Below are 26,800 nucleotides of genomic sequence, written 5' to 3' on the forward strand. Positions count from 1 at the left end.
GGTGCTTAGCGCGGAAGAACGGTCGCCCCCATCAGCGCCTCATCGATCGCACGCGCCGCCTGACGGCCTTCGCGGATCGCCCAGACCACCAGCGACTGGCCACGACGAACGTCGCCCGCCGCCCACAGCTTATCGACCGAGGTCTTGTAGTCCGTTTCGTTGGCGATCACGTTGGTGGAACCGCGACGATCGGTGTTGAGCGACAGCTTGCCGTCCATTTCCTTCAGCACGCTGTCCGTGAAAGGACCGGAGAAACCGATGGCGATGAAGGCGAGATCGGCCTTGATGATGAATTCCGTCCCGGCGATGGGCTTGCGACGATCATCCACCTGACAGCACTTTACGCCAGTCAGAACACCATCTTCGCCAACAAATTCAAGCGTGGCGACCTGGAACTCGCGAACGGCACCTTCGGCCTGCGAGGACGAGGTGCGCATCTTGGTTGCCCAGAAGGGCCAGACCGCGAGCTTGTCTTCCTTTTCCGGCGGCATCGGGCGGATGTCGAGCTGCGTGACTTTCACTGCACCCTGACGGAAAGCCGTGCCGACGCAGTCAGAGGCCGTATCACCACCACCAACAACGACGACATGCTTGCCGCCGGCGAGGATCGGATCGGCCGGCCAGCCGATGCTGTCGATGTTTTCACGGCCGACACGGCGGTTCTGCTGCACGAGATAAGGCATGGCATCATAAACGCCATTAAAATCGGCACCGCCGATACCGGCCGGACGCGGGGTTTCCGAACCGCCGCAATAAAGAACCGCATCGTGATCGGCCAGAAGCGCTTCGACCGTTACATCCACGCCGACATTAACGCCGCAATGGAAGGTGACGCCTTCGCCCTTGATCTGCTCGACACGGCGATCGATGAAGTTCTTCTCCATCTTGAAATCCGGAATACCGTAACGCAGCAATCCGCCGGGCTTGGATTCACGCTCATAGACGTGAACCTCGTGACCGGCGCGGCCAAGCTGCTGCGCAGCGGCCATGCCCGAGGGACCGGAGCCGATGATGGCAACCTTCTTGCCGGTGTGGATCGTCGCCGGCTTCGGAACGATGAAGCCCAGCTCGTAAGCCTTGTCGGCAATCGCCTGCTCGACGGTCTTGATGGCGACCGGCGCATCCTCGAGGTTCAGCGTGCAGGCCTCCTCGCAGGGTGCGGGACAGACGCGGCCGGTGAATTCCGGGAAGTTGTTGGTGGAATGGAGGTTGCGGATCGCCTCTTCCCAGTTGTTGTTATAGACCAGATCGTTCCAGTCGGGGATCTGGTTGTGCACGGGACAGCCCGTCGGACCATGACAATAGGGAATGCCGCAATCCATGCAGCGTGCCGCCTGCTTCTGCACCTCGGCATCCGACATCGGAATGGTGAATTCGCGGAAATGGCGGATACGATCCGATGCGGGCTGATACTTGCCCACCTGCCGGTCGATTTCCAGAAAACCTGTTACCTTGCCCACGTATATGTCCTCACATCAAAGCGGAGCGCCTGTCGGGCCCCAGTACCAGGTGGCGAAACCGAAAACCGCCCCCAATACGATGAATTCAAATCCGGTCTCGCCGCTTGTCCAATAGATCGCCGTGGGAACGGCGACCGCGATCATCAGCGAGACCAGTTGGTGTAGTGTCCTCACGCGGCGGATTACTCCGCCGCCACGCCCATGCGCATACGTTCCATTTCCTCAAGCGCACGACGGTATTCGACCGGCATGACCTTGCGGAACTTCGGACGGAACTCGCTCCAGCGGTCGAGTATATCCTTGGCACGCGACGAATTCGTGTAGTGGAAGTGGTTGGAGATGAGCTGGTAGAGACGCTCCTCGTCGTGACGCGTCATGTCCTCGGAAACGTCGACACGTCCCTTGTGCATGAGGTCGCCGCCGTGATGGTGCAGCTTCTCCAGCATGTCGTCCTCTTCCGGAACCGGCTCCAGCTCGACCATGGCCATGTTGCAGCGGGTGGCGAAATCGCCCTTCTCATCGAGAACGTAAGCCACACCACCGGACATGCCGGCCGCGAAGTTACGACCCGTTTCACCGAGAACGACCACGATGCCGCCCGTCATATATTCGCAACCATGATCGCCGACGCCTTCGACAACCGCGACGGCGCCGGAGTTGCGCACCGCAAAGCGCTCACCCGCAACACCGCGGAAATAGCACTCGCCGGTGATCGCACCATAGAGAACGGTGTTGCCGACGATGATCGAGTTTTCCGCAACAATCCGGGTGTTTTCCGGCGGACGCACGATGATGCGGCCACCCGAAAGCCCCTTGCCGACATAGTCGTTGCCGTCACCCACCAGATCGAAGGTGATGCCGCGAGCCAGGAACGCACCGAAAGACTGGCCCGCCGTGCCGCGCAGCGTCACGTGGATCGTGTCATCCTTCAGGCCCTTGTGGCCCCAGCGCTTGGCAAGCGCGCCTGATAACATGGCGCCGGCGGAACGGTCGACGTTCTTGATCGGCACTTCGAACACGACAGGCTCACGGTTTTCCAGCGATGGCAGCGACTTCTCGATCAGCTTGCGATCGAGAATATCGTCGATCGGGTGCTTCTGGCGCTCGGTCCAGAAGGTCGCTTCCTTGGGAGCCTCGACCTTGTGGAAGATGCGGCTGAAATCCAGCCCCTTGGCCTTCCAGTGCGCCAGCATCTCATCCTTTTCCAGCAGTTCGGAAGCGCCGATGATCTCGTCCAGCCTGGTAACACCAAGCGATGCAAGGATTTCGCGCACTTCTTCGGCAACGAAGAAGAAGTAGTTGATGACGTGTTCCGGCGTGCCCTTGAAGCGCTTGCGCAGAACCGGGTCCTGCGTGGCGACGCCCACTGGGCAGGTGTTGAGGTGACACTTGCGCATCATGATGCAGCCGGCCGCAATCAGCGGTGCGGTGGCAAAGCCGAATTCATCAGCACCGAGCAACGCGCCGATGATGACGTCACGGCCGGTCTTCAGGCCACCATCCACCTGCAGCGCAACGCGCGAGCGAAGGCCGTTCAGCACCAGGGTCTGCTGGGTTTCGGCAAGGCCGATTTCCCAGGGCGAACCCGCATGTTTGAGGGAGGTGAGCGGCGAAGCGCCCGTACCGCCATCAAAACCAGCAACGGTGATATGGTCGGCGCGTGCCTTGGCGACACCGGCCGCAACCGTGCCGACACCCACTTCCGATACCAGCTTCACCGAAACATCAGCTTCCGGATTGACGTTCTTCAGATCGTAGATCAGCTGCGCCAGATCTTCGATGGAATAGATGTCATGATGCGGCGGCGGCGAGATGAGGCCGACGCCCGGTGTGGAGTGACGGGTCTTGGCGACCGTCGCATCCACCTTGTGGCCGGGCAATTGTCCGCCCTCGCCGGGCTTCGCACCCTGCGCCACCTTGATCTGCAGCATGTCGGCATTGACCAGATATTCGGTCGTGACGCCAAAACGGCCGGATGCGATCTGCTTGATGGCCGAGCGTTCCGGGTTCGGCTGGCCGTTCAACAGCGGCATGTAACGGTCGGATTCTTCGCCGCCTTCGCCGGTGTTGGACTTGCCGCCGATGCGGTTCATGGCGATGGCAAGCGTCGTATGCGCCTCGCGGCTGATGGAGCCGAAGGACATGGCGCCGGTCGAGAAGCGCTTGACGATGTCAGCCGCCGGTTCGACGTCATCAATGGAAACCGGCTTGCGGCCGAGCGCTTCCGCAGACTTGACCTTGAACAGACCTCTGATGGTGTTCATGCGCAGCGCCGTCTCATTCACCATGCCGGCGAATTCGCGGTAGCGATCCTGGCTGTTGCCGCGCACGGCATGCTGCAGCGAGGCAACGGCATCCGGCGTCCAGGCGTGGCTTTCGCCGCGCATGCGATAGGCATATTCGCCGCCAATATCGAGCGTGTTGGCAAGGATCGGATCCTTGCCGAAGGCAGCCGTGTGGCGCGTTACGGTTTCTTCGGCGATTTCAGTCAGACCGACGCCCTCGATGGAGGTGGCGGTGCCGAAGAAATATTTCTCGACGAATTCCGAAGACAGGCCGATGGCGTCGAAGATCTGCGCGCCGCAATAGGACTGGTAGGTGGAAATGCCCATCTTGGACATGACCTTGAGGATGCCCTTACCAACTGCCTTGATGTAGCGATAAACGACTTCATCATCGGACACTTCCTTCGGGAATGCACCGTGCTTGTGCATGTCGAGAAGCGTATCGAAGGCGAGATAGGGGTTGATCGCCTCCGCGCCATAACCGGCGAGCAGACAGAAATGGTGGATTTCGCGCGGTTCACCGGTTTCCACGACGAGACCGACCGAGGTGCGCAGACCCTTGCGGATCAGGTGATGGTGCACGGCGGCCGTCGCCAGAAGCGCCGGGATCGCGATGCGGTCCGGGCCGAGTTGACGGTCGGAGAGAACGATGATGTTGTAGCCGCCGCGAACGGCGGATTCCGCCCGCTCGCACAGGCGGTCGAGCATTTCAGGCATGCCTTCCGCACCGCGCTCCACATCATAGGTGAAGTCGAGCGTCTTGGTGTCGAAACGGTCTTCCGTGTGGCCGATGGAGCGGATCTTTTCCAGATCGCCATTGGTCAGGATCGGCTGGCGAACTTCCAGACGCTTGGCGCGGGCCGCACCTTCGTGATCGAGAAGGTTCGGGCGCGGACCGATGAAGGAAACGAGGCTCATCACCAGCTCTTCGCGGATCGGGTCGATCGGCGGGTTGGTGACCTGTGCGAAGTTCTGCTTGAAATAGGTGTAAAGCAGCTTCGACTTGTCCGACATGGCCGAAATCGGCGTATCGGTGCCCATCGAGCCGATAGCTTCCTGACCCGTCGTCGCCATCGGCGACATCAGCAGTTTCGTATCTTCGCTGGTGTAACCGAAGGCCTGCTGACGGTCGAGCAGTGACACGTCGCGACGCAGCGCACGCGGCTCCACGGGCTTCAGATCCTCAAGAATGAGCTGGGTGCGGTCGAGCCAGGTGCGGTAAGGATGCTTGGCGGCAAGCTCGTGCTTCACATCCTCATCGGAAATGATAGAGCCCTTTTCCATGTCGATCAGCAGCATCTTGCCCGGCTGCAAACGCCACTTCTTGATGATGCGCTCCTCCGGCACCGGCAATGTGCCGGCTTCGGACGCCATGATGACGCGATCATCATCGGTGACGAGATAACGCGCCGGGCGCAAACCGTTACGGTCGAGCGTCGCGCCGATCTGCTTGCCGTCGGTGAAGGCGACGGCGGCGGGGCCGTCCCACGGCTCCATCAGCGCGGCATGATATTCGTAAAACGCCTTGCGTTCCGCCGACATGGACAGGTTGCCCGACCAAGCTTCCGGAATCAGCATCATCACGGCATGCGCCATGGAGTAACCGCCGCGCACGAGGAATTCGAGCGCGTTGTCGAAGCAGGCGGTGTCCGACTGACCTTCATAGGAGATCGGCCAGAGCTTGGAGATGTCGTCGCCGAACAGCACGGAGGAAACAGACGCCTGACGCGCCGCCATCCAGTTGACGTTGCCGCGCAGCGTGTTGATTTCACCGTTATGGGCGACCATGCGGTAGGGGTGCGCCAGCTTCCACGAAGGGAAGGTGTTGGTGGAGAAACGCTGATGCACCAGCGCAACCGCGGATTCGAAACGCGGGTCCGCCAGATCCTTGTAATAGGCGCCAACCTGATAGGCGAGGAACATGCCCTTGTAGACGATGGTCGAGGAGGACAGCGAGACAGGGTAGAAATCCTGCGTTTCCTTGCCGCCGCCCTCATCATAGATGCGGTTGGAGAGAACCTTGCGGATCAGGAACAGCTTGCGCTCGAAATCGGCATTGGTGGCAGCGTCGCGCCCGGCACCAATGAAGACCTGAACATGGTGCGGTTCGGTCGCTGCGATATCCGGCGCCTTGGAGAGCGAGGAATTATCGACAGGCACATCACGGAAGCCAAGGAACTGCTGCTCCTCCTCACCGATGACGTCAACGATCACCTTCTTGTAGTGCTCGATGCGGGAAGGATCGCGCGGCATGAAAATGTGCCCGACGGCGTATTCGCCAGCCTTTGGCAACGTCACGCCCTGTCCGGCCATTTCCTCGCGGAAGAACCGATCGGGGATCTGCACGAGAATGCCCGCACCATCGCCCATCAAGGGATCGGCACCGACGGCACCACGATGCGTCAGGTTTTCGAGAATGAACAGGCCGTCCTTGACGATCTGGTGCGACTTGACGCCCTTCATATGGGCAACGAAGCCGACGCCGCAGGCATCATGTTCATTGGCGGGATCGTAAAGACCCTGCCTTTCCGGCAAGCCGCCCGCGAAACGCGCTTTCGCAGAAACGGGTGCGGCCGCAGCCGCGGTGGGACAGTCTGTGGTCATGGTGGCAGCGGCGATCTCTGCCTGCGGCTTGTTCGTCATTTTTGTCCCTCCTGCAAAATTACTTGCATGGTTTCATGCGAAGATCCGGCTCGACACGAATTTTCGCTTCCCGCAAAACCCGTATTCAACCCGGCTCGATCAAATTTAGGACAGCAAAGCTGTCTCAATTCACGAGGATTTTGACAGAAACGGGCGAATTTTGCAAGGGTGCGAATCCAATTAGTGAAAGCCCCATTTTGCAGCGAAGTTTCGATACTGACCTATTGTGCGAAACTTTCTTGTCGCAAAGCAGCCCGACCCGTTGCTTTCATTACCGGATTTGCCAATCTCAATGTTCCGACCTAGAACTTTCCCGTTATCGCTTCGAACAGCCCGAACAGAACCTCAGCTATCGGAAAGCCTTCAGAGATGTTTTTTGCTTCAGACAATTGGGCTGGCGCCCATCCGGCCGTCAACGAACGGCTTTCGCGGGAATCCACACGCTTTGCCGCCGCTTATGGCACCAGCGAACTTGATCTCTCCATCGAAAAGCGCTTCAACGAGATTTTCGAACGCGAAGTCGCGGTGTTTTTCGTCGCGACCGGCACGGCGGCCAATTCGCTTTCACTGGCCAGCATTGCCCGCGCCGGCGGCCTGACCTTCTGTCATTCCGAAGCGCATGTGATCGAGGACGAGTGCGGTGCGCCGGATTTCTTTTCCGGCATGCGCATGGTCGCAGTCGAGGGACCGAACGGCAAGATGCTGCCGGAAAACCTGATCGAACGCATTGCCCGTTATCCGCAGGATGCCGTGCACCACGGCCGCGCCGCAGCCATCACCATGACGCAGGCAACCGAAGCCGGCACCGTCTATACGCTCGATGAAATCGACGCCATCGCCAAAATCGCAAAAGACAACGGCCTGCCGCTGCATATGGACGGCGCGCGTTTCGCCAATGCGCTTTCCGCACTCGGCACCACGCCCGCCGAAATGACGTGGAAACGCGGCGTCGACGTCCTGTCTTTCGGCGGCACGAAAAACGGCTGCTGGTGCGCGGAGGCAATCGTCTTCTTCGATCCCTCGCTCGCCCGGGACTTTTCCTTCCTGCGCAAACGCACCGCCCAGCTTTTTTCGAAATCACGCTTCATTGCCGCACAATTCGAGGCCTATCTGCAGGACGACCTGTGGCTCGGTCTCGCCGGCCACGCCAATGCCATGGCCAACCGGCTCCGCGCCGGTTTCGCTTCGCTAAACAGCGCCCGCCTTGCCTGGCCGACCACGGCGAACGAGGTTTTCGCTATTCTGCCGAAGGCCGCCGCCGAAGCTGCCACGGCAAAGGGTGCGAAGTTCTATGACTGGCTGGAGCCGCGCGACATGCCGGAAGAAGTCGGCAAGGACGAGGTGCTAATCCGCATGGTCACCAGCTTCGCGACAACCGAGGCCGATGTGGACGAATTCCTGTCGATCTGCGCTGCCGTCTGAAATATCAGGGCGTCGCATCGCGACGCCCTCACACCTCCTGCAGCCGGTAACCGACACCGGTTTCCGTCAGGATATAACGGGGCTGATCCGGAATTTTTTCGATCTTCTGGCGAAGCTGGCGCACATAAACCCGCAAATATTGCACGTCGGTCAGTTCGTCCCACACATGCTCCAGCAGGAAACGGTGGGTCAGAACCTTGCCGGCATGCTGCACGAGAACCCGCAGGATGTCATATTCCTTCGGCGAGAGCTTCACCTCCCGGTCCTCCACCCGGACGATGCGTCTGACCAGATCGACGGAAAGGTCGCCGGTCTGAAACACCGGCCTCTCTCCCTGGCTTTGCAGACGATGGCGCAGAGCGACGCGGATACGGGCGACGAGTTCGTTCATGCCGAAAGGCTTGGTGATATAGTCATCCGCCCCCAGTTCCAGCGCCTTGACGATACCCGCCTCATCCGTGCGGCTGGAGAGAATGATAACCGGTAGCGCCAGGCCCTCGCCGCGCCATTTCGCCAAGAGATCATGCCCCGACATGTCCGGCAGGCCGAGATCGAGAACGACGAGATCGGGCTTGTCCTCACTGACCAGCTCCATGGCGACCTTCGCATTCATCGCTTCGCTCACCGAATATCCCTGAGTCGACAGCCCCACGCGCAAAAGCTTGCGGATCGGCGGTTCGTCGTCGATGATCAGAATACGAACGGCGGAATTGGTCATTCCCGATCTCCTTCAGCGGCATAGCCGCTTGTCGCCGGCAATCGTGCCTTAATCATGATCTATCACAGGCGCATCGGCAGGAACCGGCAGACTGACGGTAAACTGCGCACCGGTGCGACCCGGCCTGTTTTCCGCGCGGATCGACCCGCCCATGGCCTCGATAAACCCCTTGCAGATGGACAGCCCGAGACCCGTTCCGGCCTGCACATGATCCGCCTTGCGCACCCGGTAGAAACTGTCAAACACCCGCTCGGTATCATCGGGTGGAATACCCGGCCCCGCATCGGCCACAGACAGGAAGATATTCTTGCCATGTCGCCAGCCGCGAATCTCGATGGTCGTATGTTCGGGGGCGTATTTGGCGGCATTGTCGATGAGATTGAACAGAACCTGTTCGAAAAGCACGGGATCGACCTTCAGCATCGGCAGGTCGGATGGAATATCCAGAACGATCTCATGCCTGACGACGATTTTAGCTGCGCGCGACAGCGCGGTTCCGACCATATCGCCCAGGAAATGCAGACCATAGTTCGGCTCCATCGCGCCCGAACCGATCCGCGTCATATCAAGAAGATTGGAGATGAAACGGTTCAGCCGCTCGGATTCCTCGACAATCGTTGAAAGCAGTTCGGCACGCGCATCCGGCGGGATGTCCTCGGCGAAATCCTTCAGTGTTCCGGCCGAACCCAGGATGGCCGCAAGCGGCGTCTTGAGGTCATGTGAAATGGATGTCAGCAGCGCGGTGCGCAGCCGGTCGGTTTCCGCAGCAAGCCTTGCCCGGTCGACGTCAGAGACGAGCTGAATCCGCTCGATGGCGAGTGCCGCCTGATCCGCCAATGCGTCAAACAGCCGTTGCTGCTCCGGCGTCAGAAGCGGGCCGAGCCGGTCATCGTCCAGCCCCACCACGCCGACGGCGCCACTGCCAGTGCGCAAGGGCAGATAAAGACGTTTGGCGCCGGGAAGCGTATCTGCGCCCCTGCCCGCAGCCTTGTTGTGTTCCCAGGCCCACTGGGCGGCAGCAATATCGGCATCGACAAGCGTATCATCAGGCGGATATCCCGCCTTGACCGCTATCGTATTGTTTTCCGGCAGAAGCAGAACGATCCGAACCTTCAGCATCGAGGCCATCTGGAAAGCGGCTGCCCACAACACGTCGTCCAGCGTTCCGGTCACCGAAAGCTTCTTGGAGAACAGATACAAATCTTCCGTCGTTCGTGCCCTTGCCCGCGCGGAGGCCGCCTGCCGCTGCACCGCGACGGTGAGGTTGGAGGCGACGAGCGCCACGCCAAAATAAAACAAAAGAGCGACAAGGCTGTCCGGAGAACTGACCGTCAGCGTGTAACGGGGCTCCAGAAAGAAGAAGTTGAAGGCGACCGCGCCAAGCAGCGAAGCATAAAGCGCCGGGCCCAAACCGCCGCGCACGGCGGCCGCCAGAACGGCCATCAGGAAAACAAGCGCGAGGTTCTGCACATCGAGCGTCTGATCGAGCACGATGCCGACCACGATCGCCAGCCCAACAAACAGGGTGCTGTTGAGATAGGACCGGAAGGACTGGCGTGACCGCGCCGGTGCGGGCTTTACGGCTTGACCCTGCTTTTCTTCCCTCTTGTCGCCGGAAATGACATGCACGCTGATATCGCCCGCGTGGTCGATCAGATCATGCGTCAGCGAACGCTGGAAAATTCGCTGCCACCAGGATTTTCGCGGGCGGCCGATGATGATGTGCGTGAAATTATTGGCATTGGCGTAGGAGATGATCTCACGGGTCAGGTCCAGTGCCGGCAGGGTCACCGTCTCGCCGCCAAGCTGCTGCGCGAGCCGCATGGTGCCCGCCAGCCGGTCTTTTTCCGCCTCCGATAATTGCTGCGAACGCGGGGTATCGAGATGCAGCGCCGTCCAGGGTGCACGCAGGCGATCCGCCTGTCGGCGGGCGTAACGCACCAGCCCCGGACCATTGCCGCCATGATCGAGACAGACCAGAACCCTGTCTCCCGCCGCCCAGGGGCCGGAAATGGCATGGGACTGCATGTGGTTGAGCAATTGCTCATCCACCCGTTGGGCAGTGCGCCGGAGCGCAAGCTCTCGCAGGGCCGTGAGGTTACCGCGCGAAAAATAATTCTCGATGGCGCGCCGGGCGGTGCGGGGCAGGTAAACCTTGCCATCCTGAAGACGCTTGATCAGATCGTCCGGAGTAATATCGATGATTTCGACATCGTCGGCCCGGTCGATGATGCTGTCAGGCACCGTTTCACGAACACGGATGCGGGTGATCTGCGCAACGATGTCATTCAGGCTTTCGACATGCTGGATATTCAGCGTCGTATAGACGTTGATGCCCTGCGCCAGAATCTCCTGAACATCCATATAACGCTTGGGATGGCGGCTGCCAGTGGCATTGGTGTGAGCCAGTTCATCGACCAGAACCAGAGCGGGACGACGGGCCAGAATGGCATCGAGATCCATCTCCTCCAGCACCTGACCGCGATAATCGATGCGACGGCGGTGGATGATCTCGAAACCCTGCACCAGCGTTTCGGTTTCCCGCCGGCCATGGGTTTCAACGACGCCGATGACGGCATCCACACCATCCGCCAGCTTCGCCCGGCCGGACATCAGCATTTCATAGGTCTTGCCGACGCCGGGCGCTGCGCCCAGAAAAATCTTCAACCGGCCCCGCGCCTCGCGCCGGGCGTTTTCCAGCAGCGCATCGGGCGATGGTCGGCTCGGCATATCACGATTGTCGTCAGGCATTTAACCCACCAGTGGTCGAGGCTATGGCTTGCGAACAAGCCATAGCCATTTCAATTCATGAGCCGGCTGCGTCAAGGGCCATGTTGAGTGCCAGCACATTCACGACAGGCTCTCCCATGAAGCCGAGTTCCGGTCCTTCGACATGGCGCTCGACGATGCTACGCAGGGACGCCTCATCCATGCCCCTCGCCTTGGCGACGCGGGGAACCTGAAAATAGGCGGCTTCAGGCGAAACATGTGGATCAAGGCCGCTCCCCGAAGCCGTCACCAGATCGGCGGGAACCTCGGCCGCCGGATTTTCGGCTTTTGCGGCCTCGTAATCCTGTTTCACCCGGTCGATGAGCTTGGCGCTCGTCGGCCCGAGATTGGAGCCGGAAGACGAAGCGGCATTATAACCATCGCCGGCAGCGGACGGCCTTCCGTGGAAATATTTCTCACCGGTGAAGGCCTGCCCGATCAATTGCGAACCCACCACGGCACCACCTTTTTCTACCAGGCTGCCATTTGCCTGAAAGGGGAAGATCGCCTGCGCGAGACCTGTCATGCCCAAGGGATAGGCAAGGCCGGTGATGGCGGTGGTGGCGAGGATGAGCACCAGTGCGGGACGAAGCTGTCTAAACATTGTCTTTACTCCTCAGGCGAGACCAAGCGCCGTAATAGCGAGGTCGATGGCCTTGATGCCGATGAAGGGAACGATGATGCCGCCGAGGCCATAGATGACCAGATTGCGCGACAGCAGCGCACCCGCGCCGATCGGACGATATTTGACGCCCTTCAGCGACAGCGGGATGAGCGCGATGATGATGAGCGCGTTGAAGATGATGGCCGACAGGATGGCGCTCTGCGGTGTCGAAAGCCCCATCACGTTCAGAACGCCAAGCTGCGGATAGAGCGCCAGGAACATTGCCGGGATGATGGCGAAATATTTGGCGATGTCGTTGGCAATGGAGAACGTCGTCAGCGCACCGCGCGTCATCAGCAATTGCTTGCCGATTTCGACGATCTCTATGAGCTTGGTCGGATCGCTGTCGAGATCGACCATATTGCCGGCCTCGCGGGCCGCCACCGTGCCGGTGTTCATGGCAACGCCGACATCGGCCTGGGCCAGCGCGGGAGCGTCATTGGTGCCGTCGCCGCACATCGCGACAAGCTTGCCCTTAGCCTGTTCCTCGCGGATCAGATCCAGCTTGTTTTCCGGTGTCGCCTGGGCGAGGAAATCATCGACGCCTGCTTCCGCCGCTATTGCCGCGGCCGTCATGGGATTATCGCCGGTGATCATGACGGTGCGGATGCCCATGCGACGAAGCTCCGCAAAACGCTCGCGAATGCCGCCCTTGACGATGTCCTTCAGCTGCACAACGCCGAGCAGCTTGCCATCGCGAACGACGGCGAGCGGCGTGCCGCCGGTCTTGGCGATCTCTTCGGCAATTGTCCGGATGCCGCGCGTGGCGTCCGTTTCAGTTTTAACGGCAAGCGCCACATTGCCCTGTTGCGGAGCGCCGCCATCAACATAGGCAAGAACGGCGTCGACCGCGCCCTTGCGAATGGAAGCACCTTCGAAATCGACACCGCTCATGCGGGTCTGGGCGGTGAAAGGTACGAAATTCGCATGGAGTTTCTGCATGTCGCGGGCGCGGATACCGTATTTTTCCTTGGCCAGAACCACGATCGAGCGGCCTTCCGGCGTTTCGTCGGCAAGGGAGGCAAGCTGCGCCGCATCGGCCAGTTCCTGCTCGGAAACGCCGGCAACGGGACGAAACTCGGTCGCCTGACGGTTGCCAAGGGTGATGGTGCCGGTCTTGTCGAGCAGCAGCGTATCCACATCGCCGGCCGCCTCGACGGCGCGGCCGGACATGGCCAGCACATTGAAACGCACCAGCCTGTCCATGCCGGCGATGCCGATGGCGGACAGAAGTGCACCGATGGTGGTCGGGATGAGCGTCACGAACAGTGCCACCAGCACGATAATCGGGATCGAACCTCCGGCATAGGCCGCGAAACTCGGAATGGTGGCTGTGGCCAGAACGAAGATCAGCGTCATGCCGGCCAGCAGGATATTGAGCGCGATCTCGTTCGGCGTCTTCTGGCGTTCCGCACCTTCGACGAGCGAAATCATCCGGTCGAGAAAGGTGGAACCGGCAGCGGCAGTGATGCGAACCCTGATCCAGTCCGACAGCACCTGCGTGCCGCCGGTGACCGCCGAGCGGTCGCCACCGGATTCGCGGATGACGGGGGCGGATTCGCCGGTGATGGCAGCCTCGTTGACGGAGGCGACACCTTCGATGACCTCACCGTCGGAGGGGATGATATCGCCCGCCTCGACGAGAACGACATCGTTCACCTTCAGGCTGGTGCCCGCCACCATTTTATATTGGCTGCGGTCATCGCCGGTCAGCAGTTTCGCCTGGGTCTCCGTGCGGGTCCGGCGCAACGAATCCGCCTGCGCCTTGCCGCGCCCTTCGGCGACGGCTTCCGCGAAATTGGCGAACAACACGGTGAACCAGAGCCAGAGATTGATCTGGAAGGAAAAGCCGAGATTGGCGCCACCGGTGATGAGATCGCGGATGAACAGCACTGTCGTCAGCACCGACACTGTCGCCACCACGAACATGACCGGGTTGCGCGCCAATGTGCGCGGGTTGAGCTTTTTGAATGCGGCGGCAATGGCCGGCACGAGAATGCGAGAATCAAGGATGCTCGCTTGTTTGGACTGGCTCATGAAGAGGCTCCAGCGTTTGAAACAGGGCGACCGATAAGGATCGATCAGCCCGTGATAACTTCGAGAGCGACGACGGCGGCGAACAGAGCCGCCATCATCGCAAGAATGAGATTGGAGGCGCACCAGCCGCCGGGCGTGGCGCTCCCCTTGCCGGGAGCGCCCTTGCGGGCGGAGACGATGCGGTTACTTCGGGACTTTTCGTCATTCATGGCATCACCTCAGAAGAGCTGGCCCGCCGCCATGACAAGATGTTCAGCAACGGGGCCGAGCGCGAGCGCTGGCAGGAAGGTGAGACCACCGACAATCAGGATCGTGCCGGCAAGCAGGCCGACGAAGAGCGGACCATCCGTCGGGAAGGTGCCGGCTGAGGCCGGGACGGTCTTCTTGGCGACCAGCGAACCGGCAATGGCAAGCGCCGGAATGATCACCAGAAAACGACCCATCAGCATGCCAAGGCCAAGCGTGATGTTGTACCAGGTGGTATTGCCCGTCAGCCCGCCGAAGGCGGAGCCGTTATTGGCGGCCGCGGAGGTATAGGCATAGAGGATTTCGGAGAAGCCGTGCGGTCCCGCCGTACCGATCGACGCCGCGGCCGAGGGAAGGACGGTGGCCGTTGCCGTGAAAGCCAGCATGGCGAGCGGCAGGCAGAGAATGGCCAGAACCGCCATTTTCATTTCCTTGGCCTCGATCTTCTTGCCGAGATATTCCGGCGTGCGTCCGACCATCAGACCCGCCACGAAGATGGCGATGACGATGAAGAGCAGGATGCCGTAAAAGCCCGCGCCGACACCGCCGACGATCACCTCACCCAACTGCATGTTGATGAGGGGAACAAGACCGCCCAGCGCCGTGAAGCTGCCATGCATGGCATTGACCGCGCCGCAGGACGCAGCGGTGGTGATGACCGCGAAGAGCGACGAGAGCGCCACGCCGAAACGGACTTCCTTGCCTTCCATATTGCCGCCAGCAAGGCCGAAGCTGTGCATCAGCGGATTTCCGGCCGCTTCCGCCCAATAGGTAACGGCGACGCCGGCGATGAACAGAACGCCCATGGCGGCGAGGATCGCCCAGCCCTGGCGCTGGTTGCCAACCATGCGGCCGAAAACATTGGTGAAGGCGGCGCCGATCGCGAAGATCGACACCATCTGGATCATGTTGGAAATGGCGTCGGGGTTTTCAAAGGGATGCGCGGAATTGGCGTTGAAGAAACCACCGCCATTGGTGCCCAGCATCTTGATCGCCAGCTGCGACGCCACGGGACCGACGGCAATCGTCTGCTGCACGCCTTCCAGCGTCTGCGCATTCACATAGGCGCCAAGGGTCTGCGGCACGCCGAGCCACACATAGATGAGGGTCAGCACGATGCAGAGGGGCAAAAGCACGTAGAGCGTTGAGCGGACCATATCCACCCAGAAATTGCCGATCGCCTTGCCGGAGGCGCGTGAAAAAGCGCGGATGAGGCCGATGGCGATTGCCATGCCTGTCGCCGCGGAAACGAAGTTCTGCACGGTGAGACCGGCCATCTGGGTCAGATAGGACAGCGTGCTTTCGCCGCCATAATTCTGCCAGTTGGTGTTGGTGACGAAGCTGACCGCCGTATTGAAGGAGAGTTCCGGCCCAACCGCCGCCATTCCCTGCGGATTATAAGGCAGCACGGCCTGAAAACGCATCAGGGCATAGAGCAGGGCAAAACCGAGGAGGTTGAAGAGAAGCATGGAGAAGGCATAGGTCGTCCAGTGCTGCTCCTCGCGCTCGCTTGTCCCGGCAAGGGCATAAAGGCCGCGCTCGACGGGTGCGAGAACCGGCGACAACAGGGTGCGTTCGCCATTAAAAACACGCGCCATATAGAAGCCGAGCGGCTTCACCAGCGCAAAAATGATCCCGCAGAAAAGCAGGACCTGAAACCATCCATTGAGGGTCATGGTATTGAACTTTCAATAGCCGTCGTTTCCCGATCAGAAACGTTCGGGGCGAATGAGAGCATAGGTGAGATAGGCGGCGATAAAGACCGTGACGGCGCCGCTCAAGATATAGTCGAATGTCATCGCAGCCTCCCGTCTAAAGCCGGTCGCAGGCGCGCGTATAGGCAAAGCAGAGGGCGAAAAACACCGTGGCTGCACCGATCAGAACAACATCCATCATCGATGGGACTCCTTTTTATTCGAGGAGCCGGACAGGAAGAAAAGCGCCGTCATGTGGGACGTCGCTTTTCAATCTTTCTGGCTGAGAAGGGAACACCATCCCTTCCCGCACAGAAGAATGCACCCGAACCGCATAAAGGTTCGAGACGGCCACAGAGGCAATAAAATAGGAATCCTATAGGAATTTCGACGCCCGCCGGTCGCGGACATCGCTGCCGCTACTTAAGAGAGCGGGCTGTCGCTGAAAGCGGACATGATGGTTTCCGCCGGACTTTTATCGGCCAGCAGCGCGGCCAGCAAAATGCGGGCCTGTCCCGGACGAAGCGTGGATGAATGTACGGCGCCCGCCGCGACAAGATCATGCCCGCCGCCGCCGCCGCCGTAACTTGCCACGAGCCGCCCTTCGGGCACGCGGCTGGAAACGATGACGGGAACGTTGCGTTCGGCGCAGCGCTTCACGGCTTCGGCGATACGCGGATTGGCGTTGCCGGAACCAAGCGCCGCAAGAACGATACCTTTCGCGCCCGCCTGCAGGCTTGCATCAATATGGGTGGCATCACAGCCGGGATGAATGGCGACGATATCGACGCGCTGATCGGTTACCGGGGCGGCAAGCCGCAGCGTTGCGGCAGCAGCCAGCGGCCGGGCCGAGCGGAAGGCGTCCGCCTCGTCCGCGCTCAGCTTGTAAAGCCCCCAGGCAGGCAGACAGCGGCCGCCGAAGGAGAGAAGCACGCCCTTCCCGGCATTCGCCTGATCGAGCGCTGTTTCTATGGCCCGGGCCAGATTGGCCGGCCCGTCCGCGTCCTTATGGTCTGCCGTAAACTGCGCGCCGGTGAAGACCACCGGCTTTGTGATGGCCTGCTGCAAATGCACGAGCAGCGAGGATTCTTCCATGGCGTCGGTGCCATGCAGAACCACGATGCCGGCAACGGCGGGATCATCAAGCTCTGCCCCCACCGCATCGCTGATGCGCTGCATGTCTGCCAATGTCAGGCTGGAGGAATCCTTCGCCATCAGATCGACCGGCTTCAGCCGGGCGCTGATTTGCGGAACCAGCGTCAGCAGGTCCTCACCCGAAAGGCTGGGCGTGCTGACGCCATCGGCGCTACGCCGGCTGGCGATGGTGCCGCCGGTGGCGATGACCGCCACCAGAGGCGTTGCGCCCTGCCCGCTCAATGCGACGCTCCTGCACCGGCACGCTCGGCCGCCAGACGGTGGATGCGCTCACGCAAGAGATACCAGCCAATGACGAGCGCCGGGATGATGACGAGCAGCGAGGCGATGGTCCAGGAGCCGACGGGATAGTCGAAGGCCATCAGAACCAGCACGCCGAACAGGAAGATGAGCGTGAGAATGCCGGTGTAGGGCGCGCCGAACATGCGGAAATCCGGACGTGCAAGCTCGCCACGCCTGGAAAGCTGCCAGAGCTTCAGCTGGCAAAGCACGATGACCGCCCATGCGCAGATGATGCCGAGCGCCGACAGGTTGAGCGCGATTTCGAAAGCGGCGGAGGGAACGACCGCATTCAGGGCCACGCCGAGAACGGTGACGACGGCCGTGACCGCAATGCCGCCATAGGGCACGCCATTCTTGTTCATCTTCGCCAGCGCCGCCGGAGCAGAGCCGGAAACCGCCATGGAATGCAGGATGCGGCCGGTGGAATAAAGACCGGCATTGAGCGAGGACAGCACGGCGGTCAGAACGACGAGGTTCATGATCACATCGGCACCCTCAACGCCGATGGAACCGAAGAAGGTGACGAACGGGCTCTCGCCGGCCTTGTAAGCGGTGTAGGGCAGAAGCAGCGTGAACAGCAGTACCGAGCCGACATAAAACACGACGAGACGCAGGACCACGGCGCGGATGGCGCGCGGCATGACCTTGCGCGGGTCTTCAGTTTCGCCCGCCGCCGTGCCGATCAGCTCAATCGAGGCATAGGCGAACACCACGCCCTGTATGATGACGAAGGCTGGAAGAATGCCATTCGGGAAGAAGCCGCCATTATCCGTAATGAGGCTGAAGCCGGTAACGTGGCCTTCGATGGGCGTGCCGAAAATGACGAAATAGACGCCAACGACGAGGAAAATGGCGAGCGCGAGCACCTTGATCAGGCTGAACCAGAATTCCAGCTCGCCGAAGACCTTCACCGACAGCATGTTCATCGCCAGCACGACGACCAGTGCCGTCATCGCGAACACCCACTGATCGATACCCGCCAGCCACGGCACGTATTGCTTGAAGAAATTCATGTAGAGGGCGACGGCGGTCACATCAGCCACCGAGGTCATGGCCCAGTTCAGCCAATACATCCAGCCGGCCGCGAAGGCCATCTTCTCGCCGTAGAACTCGCGGGCGTAGGAGACGAAGGAACCGGAACTCGGGCGATGCATGATAAGCTCGCCGAGCGCACGCAGCACCAGAAATGCGAAGAAACCGCAGAGCGCGTAAACGAACACCAGCGCCGGACCGGCCTGCGCTAGACGCCCGCCCGCACCCAGAAAGAGGCCCGTGCCGATAGCGCCACCGATGGCGATCATCTGGATCTGGCGCGGCTTCAGGGCCTTATGGTAACCGAGGTCCTCTTCGATGAAGACCTCACGTTCGGCGGGTGCCGTTTTTCCAGAATGCATGGATTTATCCTCCCGATAAAACGCTTGTAATCGGCAATAAGCCGGAAATCAAAGTGGAACTGGCGTCGTCCCCAAGGCTGGAAATATGGCCAGCGAATGCGCGCATGCTGTAAAGCTGCATGACAGATTTTGCCCTCTTAATTGCAGAGACTGGCTTTCGTCAAGAGCCACCGGGCAATATTGACCTTCCCCCTCCTTGGGAATATGGTCATCAAATCTGTAAGACAGCTTTACAGATTTTGCAACGCTTAAAGCCAGTGGAGGACACAGTGAGCGTGACGCGCAGGGAGCATGATTTGCTCGGAACGAAGGAAATTCCCGCGGATGTCTATTGGGGCGTGCACACCGCGCGCGCTGTGGAAAACTTCAAGATCACCGGGGTGACCATTGGCCACAACCCCTATCTCGTCCAGGGACTGGCCTATGTGAAGGAGGCGGCGGCACGCGCAAATCACGAGCTCGGCCTGCTCGACACCGAACGAATGGAAGCCATCGCCGAGGCCTGCCGCGAAATCCGCGCCGGCGCGTTGCGTGAGCAATTCGTGGTGGATGAAATTCAGGGCGGAGCCGGCACCTCTACCAACATGAATGCCAATGAGGTCATCGCCAACCGCGCGTTGGAACTGCTTGGCCACGAAAAAGGCGATTATGCCCGCCTTCACCCGAATGATCATGTCAATCTCAGCCAATCGACCAACGACGCCTATCCGACCGCAATCAATGTCGGACTGATCGAGGCGATCGACGATCTAGCGGCTTCCATGGGCGTTCTCAAGGACGCTTTCGACCGCAAGGCGCAGGAATTTGCCGGCTTCATCAAGATCGGACGCACGCAATTGCAGGATGCCGTGCCGATGACGCTCGGCCAGGAGTTCCGCACTTTCGTGGTGATGCTCGGCGAAGATCAGGCGCGCCTGATCGAATCCGCGGCATTGCTGCACGAGATCAATCTCGGTGCCACCGCCATCGGCACCGGGCTGAATGCACCGCGCGGTTATGCGGCGCTCGCCTGCCAGCATCTGGCGGAACTGACCGGACGACCGTTGGTAACGGCCGCCGACCTGATCGAGGCCACACAGGACCCCGGCGCCTTCGTGCATCTCTCCGGCGTGCTGAAGCGCGTCGCCGTGAAGCTGTCGAAAACCTGCAACGACCTTCGCCTGCTCTCTTCCGGCCCGCGCGCCGGGATCGGCGAAATCACCCTGCCTTCGGTTCAGGCCGGTTCCAGCATCATGCCGGGCAAGATCAATCCGGTCATTCCCGAAGTGGTCAATCAGGTGGCCTATGCGGTGATCGGCAACGACATCACCATCACCATGGCCGCCGAAGCCGGGCAGCTGCAGCTGAACGCCTTCGAGCCGATCATCGTGCGCGCACTTTCACAGAGCATCAGCCAGCTCAGCGCCGCCTGCCGCACCTTGGCGGAACGCTGCGTCGACGGCATCGTGGCCAATCCCGCCATCATGGCGCAGCGTGTGGAAGAATCGATCGGTCTCGCCACCGCGCTCAACCCGCTGATCGGTTATTATGCGGCAACGGAAGTAGCCAAGGAAGCGCTTGCCAGCGGCCGCACGGTGCCACAGGTGGTTCTGGAGCGCGGTTATCTCACCGATGCGCAATTGCAGCAGGCGCTGAGCCCGCGACACCTTGCCAACCTGCCTGCCGTCACGGCTGGCGAAGCCGATCTTCGCCAATGATCGTCGTCACCACCTGCTTCACCTGCCCAAGGTGAAGCTCCATCGCCTCCCGCGCCTCTGGCGCTGAACCCCGTCGGATCGCCTCGACGATCCGGCGGTGCTCGAAATTCGACGCGACGCGGCGGCCGGCCATCAGGTTCACCATCTCGGATTGCTGGGATAGGGCCTCACGGGCATCGGCCACCACCTTGGCGAACAGCCTGTTGGCCGAAGCTTCCGCAATGGCGCAATGAAACTGCCCATCCAGCAGCACCCAGGGATGCGGCCTTTCTTCGGCTTCCATCCGATCACAGAGGTCAAGCAAGACCTCCAGCTGGGCATCGGTCCGCCTCAACGCCGCCCAACCGGCCGCCGGCACCTCGATGAAGGGGCGGGCCTCGATCAGATCGCGGGCGGAATAGGCGCCGTAATTTAATTCGGAAGGTGGCGTCGGCGTCATCACATAGGTGCCGCTTCCAGTGCGGGTCTGCGTCAACCCCAGGGTCTGGAGCGAGCGCAGCGCCTCGCGAATGATCGGCCGGCTGACGCCATATCGCGCTGCCAGATGGGCTTCCGAAGGCAGCCGGATGCCGACCGCAAGCTGCCCCGAGGTGATGGCGGAACGGATATCATCGAACACCGCTTCTGCGGCATTCTTGCGATTGATCGGCTGCCCATCCGCAAGCCAATCCGACAACCCGCCCATCTTTAAACCCTCCGCACTCTCAATATGTCCGCAATATCAACGCAAAACCAGACAACCGTCCAAACGCAAAAGGACGGCCGCCGCTCTCGCAGCTAAGCCGACCTTCCTAACATTATCCTGACCGCGGGAACAACGACGGTGGATATTTTTGTTGGAGCGAGGGGACAACGACGCCGTACCCTCGCCCCGCACCGATGTCACGCCTTGATTTCTGTTCCCTCCGGCTTGTCATCCTCACGCGGAATGCGGAACCAAGCGACATAGAGCGCGGGGAGGAAAAGCAGCGTGAGCGCCGTACCCACCACGATGCCGCCCATCATCGCATAGGCCATCGGACCCCAGAATATCTCCCGGGAGATGGGGATGAGGGCAAGGGTGGCGGCAGCCGCCGTCAGCATGATCGGCCGCATGCGGTGCTCGGTCGCCTCGATGACGGCATGCCATGCCGAGACCCCTTCGCTTCTCAGATGCTCGATCTGCACCACCAGAATGACCGAGTTGCGGATCAGGATACCGATCAGCGCCAGCACGCCGAGAATGGCAACGAAGCCCATCGGCGCATTGGAGAAGAGCAGCGCCACCACGACGCCGATCAAGGCCGTCGGCGCGACGGCGAAGACCAGGAACAGCCGGCTGAAGCTTTGCAGCTGAACCATCAGGATCGTCGCCATCGCAAACAGCATCAAGGGCACCACGGCAACGATCGGAGCCTGCGAATCCGCGCTGGATTCCACGGAGCCACCGACTTCCATCTTGTAACCGACGGGAAGCGTTTTCTCGAAAGCCTCGAGTTTCGGCTTCAGCTGCTCCACGATCGTGGCTGGCTGTGTTGGGCCGATAATCGCGGCCTTGACGGTGACTGTCGGGATCCTGTCACGACGCCAGATGGTCGGCTGCTCCAGTTCGTAGCGGAAATTGGCAATCGCCGAGAGCGGCACGGCCTTGCCGTTTGTCGCCGGCAGTTGCAGGTTCTGTAATGTCTCGATGGACCCCCGCTCTGCCAGTTGCGCGCGCGCCACCACGTTGACGAGGTAAATATCGTCCCTGACCTGGGTCACGGTAGAACCCTCGACAATGCTGTTCATGGCATTGGCGATATCTTCCGAGGAGACGCCGAGCTGCCGGGCCTTGTCCTGGATGACATCGACCTTCACCACGCGCGTCGGCTCGTTCCAGTCCATCACGAGGTTCGAGAGCAGCTGATGTTCACCGACGATACCGGACAATTGCTGACCGAGTTCGCGGACCTTCTGGATATCAGGACCGCTCAGGCGATATTGGACCGGTTTCCCGACGGGAGGACCGATATCGAGCAATTTCACGAAGGCGTCGGTGCCGATGAATGTCCGGTCCAGATAATCCTGCAGCTCGGCACGCACCTTGTCGCGCACATCCAGCCCCTTGGTGACGATGACCGTCTGGCCGAAGGTGACGTCAGGTGTCTGCACGTCGAAGGACAGGATGAAACGCGGTGCGCCTTCGCCGACATAGGTCGTCCAATGGTCGATATCCGTATTTTTCGCCAGCATTTCCTGCTCGAACTGCGCCATCTGCCGGTTGGTTTCGGCAATCGAGCTGTTCTGCGGCAGGTTCCAGTCGACGATCAACTCCACACGGTCGGATGACGGGAAGAACTGCTGCTGCACGAGGCTCATGCCGCCGACGGAAAGGCCGAAGAGGGCAATGGTGAGGATGATCGTCACCCAGCGCCAGCGCAGCGCCCGCCCGAGGAGCCAGGAAAAGGCGGAGGCGAACCGGCCCTTCTTTTCATGGTGCGATTTCATCGTCTTCGGCAGGATCGTGACGCCGAGAAGCGGCGTGAACAGGACGGCGACGATCCACGATACGATGAGCGAAACGGCGATCACCACAAAAAGCGTGAAGGTGAATTCACCCGCCGCGGAGTTGTTGAGACCGACCGGAATGAAGCCTGCCACGGTGACCAGCGTGCCCGTCAGCATCGGGAAAGCGGTGGAGGTGTAAACATAGGTCGCCGCTTTTCTGAGATCGTCTCCGACCTCGAGCCGCGCGACCATCATCTCGACGGCAATCATCGCATCGTCGACGAGAAGCCCGAGCGCAATGATAAGGGCGCCGAGCGAGATACGTTGCAGCGAAATGCCTGTGTATTCCATGTAGACGAAGGTGATCGCCAGCACGAGCGGAATGGAAACGGCAACCACCATGCCAGCTCTGAGGCCAAGGCTGATGAAGCTTATGACGAGAACGATTGCAATCGCCTCGAACAGCGCCGAGGTGAAGCCGGAGACCGCTTCATCGACCACGGCCGGCTGATCGGACACACGATGCACATCGACACCAACAGGCAGATCCGCCACCACACGCTTCATCTGTGCATCCAGCGCCTCGCCGAAATGCAGCAGGTTCGCGCCGGTTTTCATGCCGATCGCAAGGCCGATAGCCGGCTGGCCGTTAAAACGGAACAGCGATGACGGCGGATCGACATAACCGCGCCTGATCGTCGCCACTTCCGTCAGCGGGAAGAACCGGTTGTTGACCCGCAGATTGATGGACCGCAGGCTGTCTTCAGAGGTGAACTGGCCGCTGACGCGCAGCGCCACACGCTCAGGCCCGGCATTAACGAAGCCGGATTGCGTGACGGCGTTCTGGGATTGCAGCGTCTTGATGATCGACTGTTGATCGATGCCGAGGGCTGCGATCTGCCGCGTGGAGAACTCCAGATAGATCGTCTCGTCCTGCGCGCCGATGACATCGACCTTGCCGATATTGTCGACGGTCAGCACCTTTGCACGGGCATCCTCCACCAAGTCGCGCAATTGCCGCTGGCTGAGACCATCGCTGGTGAAGGCGTAGATATTGCCATAGACATCTCCGAAACGGTCATTGAAGAAGGGGCCGACCACGCCGGAGGGAAACTCCCCTTTGATGTCGCCGATCATGTTGCGCACCCGCACCCAGGTCGGTTCGACATTGCGTGCCTTGGTTTCCGGCACCAGTTCCACGAAGATTGTGGTGCGGCCAGCCACCGTCTGGCTGCGCAGATGGTCGAGATTGTCGAGCTCCTCGAGCTTCTTCTCGATCCGGTCGGTCACCTGCCGGGCCACTTCCTCCGCGGAAGCACCGGGCCATTGCGCGCTGATCACCATCGTCTTGATGGTGAAGTTCGGATCTTCCTCACGGCCGAGGTTGAGATAGGAGAAAACGCCGGCGAGAACGAAGACCAGCATGAAGTACCAGACGAGCGAACGGTGTTCGAGCGCCCAGTCGGAGAGATTGAATTTCTTCACTGACGGACCTCCTGATCGATCCTGATGGCCTGTCCATCCTTGAGCTTGTGAACACCGGCGCTAGCGACGCGCTCGCCGGGCTTGACGCCGTCGGTGATACGCACGCTGCCGCCCTCAGTCGGCTCACCTTCTATCGTGACAGGGCGCAACGTCACCGTTGCCTTGTCGGCATTGACGATCCAGACACCCCACCCACTATCTGTTTTCAGCAGGGCTGATGCGGGAAGCATGATCTGCGGTTCGGATGCGGCAAGCACCGAGGCCGTGACGACGGAACCCAGCCTGAATGCCGGCGGCGCATCCTGCAGGCTGATCTTCGTGCGGCGCGTGCGCGTTGCCGTTTCGGCTTCCGGAGCGATCTCGCGCACCACGCCGGTGGTGCGGATTTTCGGGTCAAGCTGCAGGGCGATCTCGAAGGCGGAACCGATCTCGAGCCGCTGCGCCGCAAATTGCGGAACATCGACCACCACATCGCGCACTTCCGGCCGGGCAATCGTCACGACCGTTTGGCCGGCCGAAACAACCTGACCGATTTCGCCTGAGGTTGCCGTCACCACGCCGTCAAATTCCGCATGCAGCTGCGCATAACCCAGCTGCTCCTCGGCCTTGTCCAGATTGGCGCGGGCCTTGGCGACGGCGGCGTTGGCGGTGCGTGTTGCCTGTTCGGCTTCTTCCAGTGCGGCTTCCGTGCCGCTGCGGGCTTCAGCCAGCACGCGCTGACGCTGTTCCGTCGTGACCGCGTTGGCCAGCTGCGCTTCCGCATTGGAAAGATCGGATTGCGCACTCTTCACCGCAAGCTCGAGCGCCAGCGGATCGATCGACGCGACCACATCGCCTTTCTTGACCAGATCGGCCACATCGACATTGCGGGCGATGATCCGACCGAGAACACGAAAACCGAGATCGGTCTGAATACGCGATTCCACCGTGCCGGTCAGCCGCAGCGCATCGGCGGGCTTCTCTTCCACGACGACGGAAAGTACCGGACGCGGCGCCTCGGCGGCGGCTTCCTGCTTCTCCTCGCAGGAGGAGACCGCAATCGCCACAGCCACCAAAAACAAGCTTCTGTATATACTGGACATTATTGTGCCTGCCCCTTTTCATAGGCGACTTTTTCACCGGTGCGGAGAAATTTGGTCCCGACGGTGACAACGAGATCGCCGGGATTAAGTCCTTGCGCGATGACGAACTGACCGGTCTCGTAGTCAGCGACCTCGACGCGCCGCATGGCGATTTCCGAGGATTGCGGATCGACCACCCAGACGGCGGGAAAGCCGTCCTGCGACGTCATCGCCGACCACGGAAGCTCAATCGCATCGACCTGCTTGAAGCGGAAATGGCCGGATACAGGCGCCCCGAGCGGCATGGTCAGATCACCGTTCAGACCCACCTTGACCCTGATCGTTCCATTGTCGGGGTCGATCGTCGGAGAAATCTCCCGCACCGGCGCCGCAACGCTGCGGGTGGGATCCGACAGGAGGCTGACATTGACGAGATTGTCGATGTCGCGCTCGAGAAACAGGGATTCATAGACATCGAAGACCGCATCGCGCGGCCCGTCATGCGCCAGCGTGAAGACAAGCTGGGCGGCCTGCGCCACCTGGCCGACTTCGACATTGCGCGCCGTGATCACGCCGTCCGCATCGGCCCTGAGTTCGGTGTAGGACAGGGCATCCCGCGCCGTGTCGAGCTGCGCCTGCGCCGATCTCACCGCGCCCTGCGTGGTGAGCAGGGTTTCCTGGGCCTTGTCGACTGCCGAACGCGAGGTCACCTGCGTCCTGAACAGGCTTTGCTGACGGTCGAACGTCAATTGCGCCTGCGTCTGCTGCGCTTCTGCGGATTGCAGGTTGGCGAGCGCAACATCGAGATCGGCCTTTTGCTCTTCAGGATCCATGCGGGCAAGCAATTGCCCGGTCTTGACCCGTGTACCCACATCCACCAGCCGCTCGGTGATCTTGCCGCTGACTCGGAAAGACAGGTCCGTCTGGACCCTTGCCCTCACTTCACCCGTTATGACGCTGCCGCGATCGACGGGCTTCTTCTCAGCCGCGACCACGCCGACGGTGCGCAGCGGCTTTTCGGCAGGCGGCTCTTCATTGCTGCAGGACGACAGGGCGAAAATGCCGCCAAGCGCCGCCGCGATAAGGATGGTTTTCATGGTGACCTCTTGATCTTCGCCTCATCCTATAATATTTGACTGACTGAATAGTCAATGAAATTCTTATGCCGCCGATCGGGGATCTGTCCGGAACATCGGGCCAGCCTCCCGAATGATCATTCCACTTCGTCCGGCATATCCTTGCGGGCGCATCGGCAATGTTCCGGCATATTGAAGCATGCGCGCCTTCACAAAAATCCATTCCGGTTTTTGCGCCGGTGC

Annotated in this window: 18 protein-coding genes; 2 read left to right on the forward strand and 16 right to left on the reverse strand. The window is 60.8% G+C overall.

Going from position 1 to position 26,800, the window contains the following annotated elements; genetic code table 11:
• Positions 1–5: 5 nt before the first annotated feature.
• From V6S97_RS15640 to gltB, 3 genes are read right to left on the reverse strand one after another with little or no spacing between them, the layout of a single operon-like run.
• Positions 6–1,460, reverse strand: coding sequence for a glutamate synthase subunit beta (locus V6S97_RS15640; protein ID WP_003506105.1), 1,455 nt, complete (start codon positions 1,458–1,460; stop codon positions 6–8).
• 15 nt (positions 1,461–1,475) lie between these two features.
• Positions 1,476–1,634 (reverse strand): hypothetical protein, encoded by a 159-nt coding sequence (locus tag V6S97_RS15645; protein WP_154073954.1) that lies wholly within the window; start codon positions 1,632–1,634, stop codon positions 1,476–1,478.
• Positions 1,635–1,642: 8 nt separating this feature from the next.
• Entirely contained in the window at positions 1,643–6,388 is a 4,746-nt protein-coding gene (gene gltB, locus V6S97_RS15650; RefSeq protein ID WP_003506103.1) for a glutamate synthase large subunit, read from the reverse strand.
• A gap of 369 nt (positions 6,389–6,757) precedes the next feature.
• On the opposite strand from gltB, the gene V6S97_RS15655 reads away from it, so the two are divergent.
• Complete coding sequence (locus tag V6S97_RS15655; protein WP_003506102.1) at positions 6,758–7,810, forward strand: threonine aldolase family protein; 1,053 nt, start codon at positions 6,758–6,760, stop codon at positions 7,808–7,810.
• 28 nt (positions 7,811–7,838) lie between these two features.
• Here the strand turns inward: V6S97_RS15655 and V6S97_RS15660 are convergent, their stop codons facing one another.
• The 9 genes from V6S97_RS15660 to V6S97_RS15700 all read right to left on the reverse strand — a co-directional run bounded on the left by V6S97_RS15660 (position 7,839) and on the right by V6S97_RS15700 (position 18,769).
• Positions 7,839–8,528: a response regulator transcription factor gene (locus V6S97_RS15660; RefSeq protein WP_003506100.1), complete on the reverse strand. Its 690-nt coding sequence runs from the start codon at positions 8,526–8,528 to the stop codon at positions 7,839–7,841.
• Between the two features lie 48 nt (positions 8,529–8,576).
• Positions 8,577–11,279, reverse strand: coding sequence for a sensor histidine kinase (locus tag V6S97_RS15665; protein WP_003506098.1), 2,703 nt, complete (start codon positions 11,277–11,279; stop codon positions 8,577–8,579).
• A 55-nt stretch (positions 11,280–11,334) separates the two neighbouring features.
• Positions 11,335–11,901: a potassium-transporting ATPase subunit KdpC gene (kdpC, locus tag V6S97_RS15670; protein ID WP_111794500.1), complete on the reverse strand. Its 567-nt coding sequence runs from the start codon at positions 11,899–11,901 to the stop codon at positions 11,335–11,337.
• A gap of 12 nt (positions 11,902–11,913) precedes the next feature.
• Positions 11,914–13,998 carry a potassium-transporting ATPase subunit KdpB gene (gene kdpB, locus V6S97_RS15675; RefSeq protein WP_003506095.1) on the reverse strand — a complete coding sequence of 695 codons (2,085 nt, stop codon included), beginning with the start codon at positions 13,996–13,998 and terminating at the stop codon, positions 11,914–11,916.
• A gap of 44 nt (positions 13,999–14,042) precedes the next feature.
• Positions 14,043–14,207, reverse strand: a complete 165-nt coding sequence (locus V6S97_RS15680; protein ID WP_020012266.1) for a hypothetical protein — start codon at positions 14,205–14,207, stop codon at positions 14,043–14,045.
• Positions 14,208–14,216: 9 nt separating this feature from the next.
• Complete coding sequence (gene kdpA, locus V6S97_RS15685) at positions 14,217–15,920, reverse strand: potassium-transporting ATPase subunit KdpA (RefSeq protein ID WP_334427397.1); 1,704 nt, start codon at positions 15,918–15,920, stop codon at positions 14,217–14,219.
• Between the two features lie 33 nt (positions 15,921–15,953).
• The gene (gene kdpF / locus V6S97_RS15690) at positions 15,954–16,043 is read right to left on the reverse strand and encodes a K(+)-transporting ATPase subunit F (RefSeq protein ID WP_003506089.1); all 90 of its coding nucleotides are present in this window, start codon (positions 16,041–16,043) and stop codon (positions 15,954–15,956) included.
• 318 nt (positions 16,044–16,361) lie between these two features.
• Entirely contained in the window at positions 16,362–17,315 is a 954-nt protein-coding gene (locus tag V6S97_RS15695) for an asparaginase (protein WP_003506085.1), read from the reverse strand.
• Positions 17,312–18,769, reverse strand: a complete 1,458-nt coding sequence (locus tag V6S97_RS15700; protein ID WP_003506083.1) for an amino acid permease — start codon at positions 18,767–18,769, stop codon at positions 17,312–17,314. Before V6S97_RS15700 ends, V6S97_RS15695 begins: the two co-directional genes overlap by 4 nt.
• 269 nt (positions 18,770–19,038) lie before the next feature.
• Here V6S97_RS15700 and V6S97_RS15705 point away from each other — a divergent pair, with 269 nt between their 5' ends.
• Entirely contained in the window at positions 19,039–20,466 is a 1,428-nt protein-coding gene (locus V6S97_RS15705) for an aspartate ammonia-lyase (protein WP_233282799.1), read from the forward strand.
• Here V6S97_RS15705 and V6S97_RS15710 read toward each other — a convergent pair.
• The 4 genes from V6S97_RS15710 to V6S97_RS15725 all read right to left on the reverse strand — a co-directional run bounded on the left by V6S97_RS15710 (position 20,435) and on the right by V6S97_RS15725 (position 26,578).
• A complete protein-coding gene (locus V6S97_RS15710; protein WP_003506080.1) occupies positions 20,435–21,151 on the reverse strand; it encodes a FadR/GntR family transcriptional regulator in 717 nt (238 codons plus the stop codon). The two genes, V6S97_RS15705 and V6S97_RS15710, sit on opposite strands and share 32 nt — an antisense overlap.
• Before the next feature lie 197 nt (positions 21,152–21,348).
• Positions 21,349–24,420, reverse strand: coding sequence for an efflux RND transporter permease subunit (locus tag V6S97_RS15715; RefSeq protein WP_020808555.1), 3,072 nt, complete (start codon positions 24,418–24,420; stop codon positions 21,349–21,351).
• On the reverse strand, positions 24,417–25,502 hold the full coding sequence (locus V6S97_RS15720; protein ID WP_020808556.1) for an efflux RND transporter periplasmic adaptor subunit: 1,086 nt from the start codon (positions 25,500–25,502) through the stop codon (positions 24,417–24,419). The genes V6S97_RS15715 and V6S97_RS15720 overlap by 4 nt, the downstream gene beginning before the upstream one ends.
• Complete coding sequence (locus tag V6S97_RS15725) at positions 25,502–26,578, reverse strand: efflux RND transporter periplasmic adaptor subunit (protein WP_003506077.1); 1,077 nt, start codon at positions 26,576–26,578, stop codon at positions 25,502–25,504. Before V6S97_RS15725 ends, V6S97_RS15720 begins: the two co-directional genes overlap by 1 nt.
• Positions 26,579–26,800 lie beyond the last annotated feature (222 nt).

Origin of the sequence: Agrobacterium sp. CCNWLW155, assembly GCF_036888815.1 — a bacterium.
Classification (GTDB): Bacteria; Pseudomonadota; Alphaproteobacteria; order Rhizobiales; family Rhizobiaceae; genus Agrobacterium; species Agrobacterium radiobacter.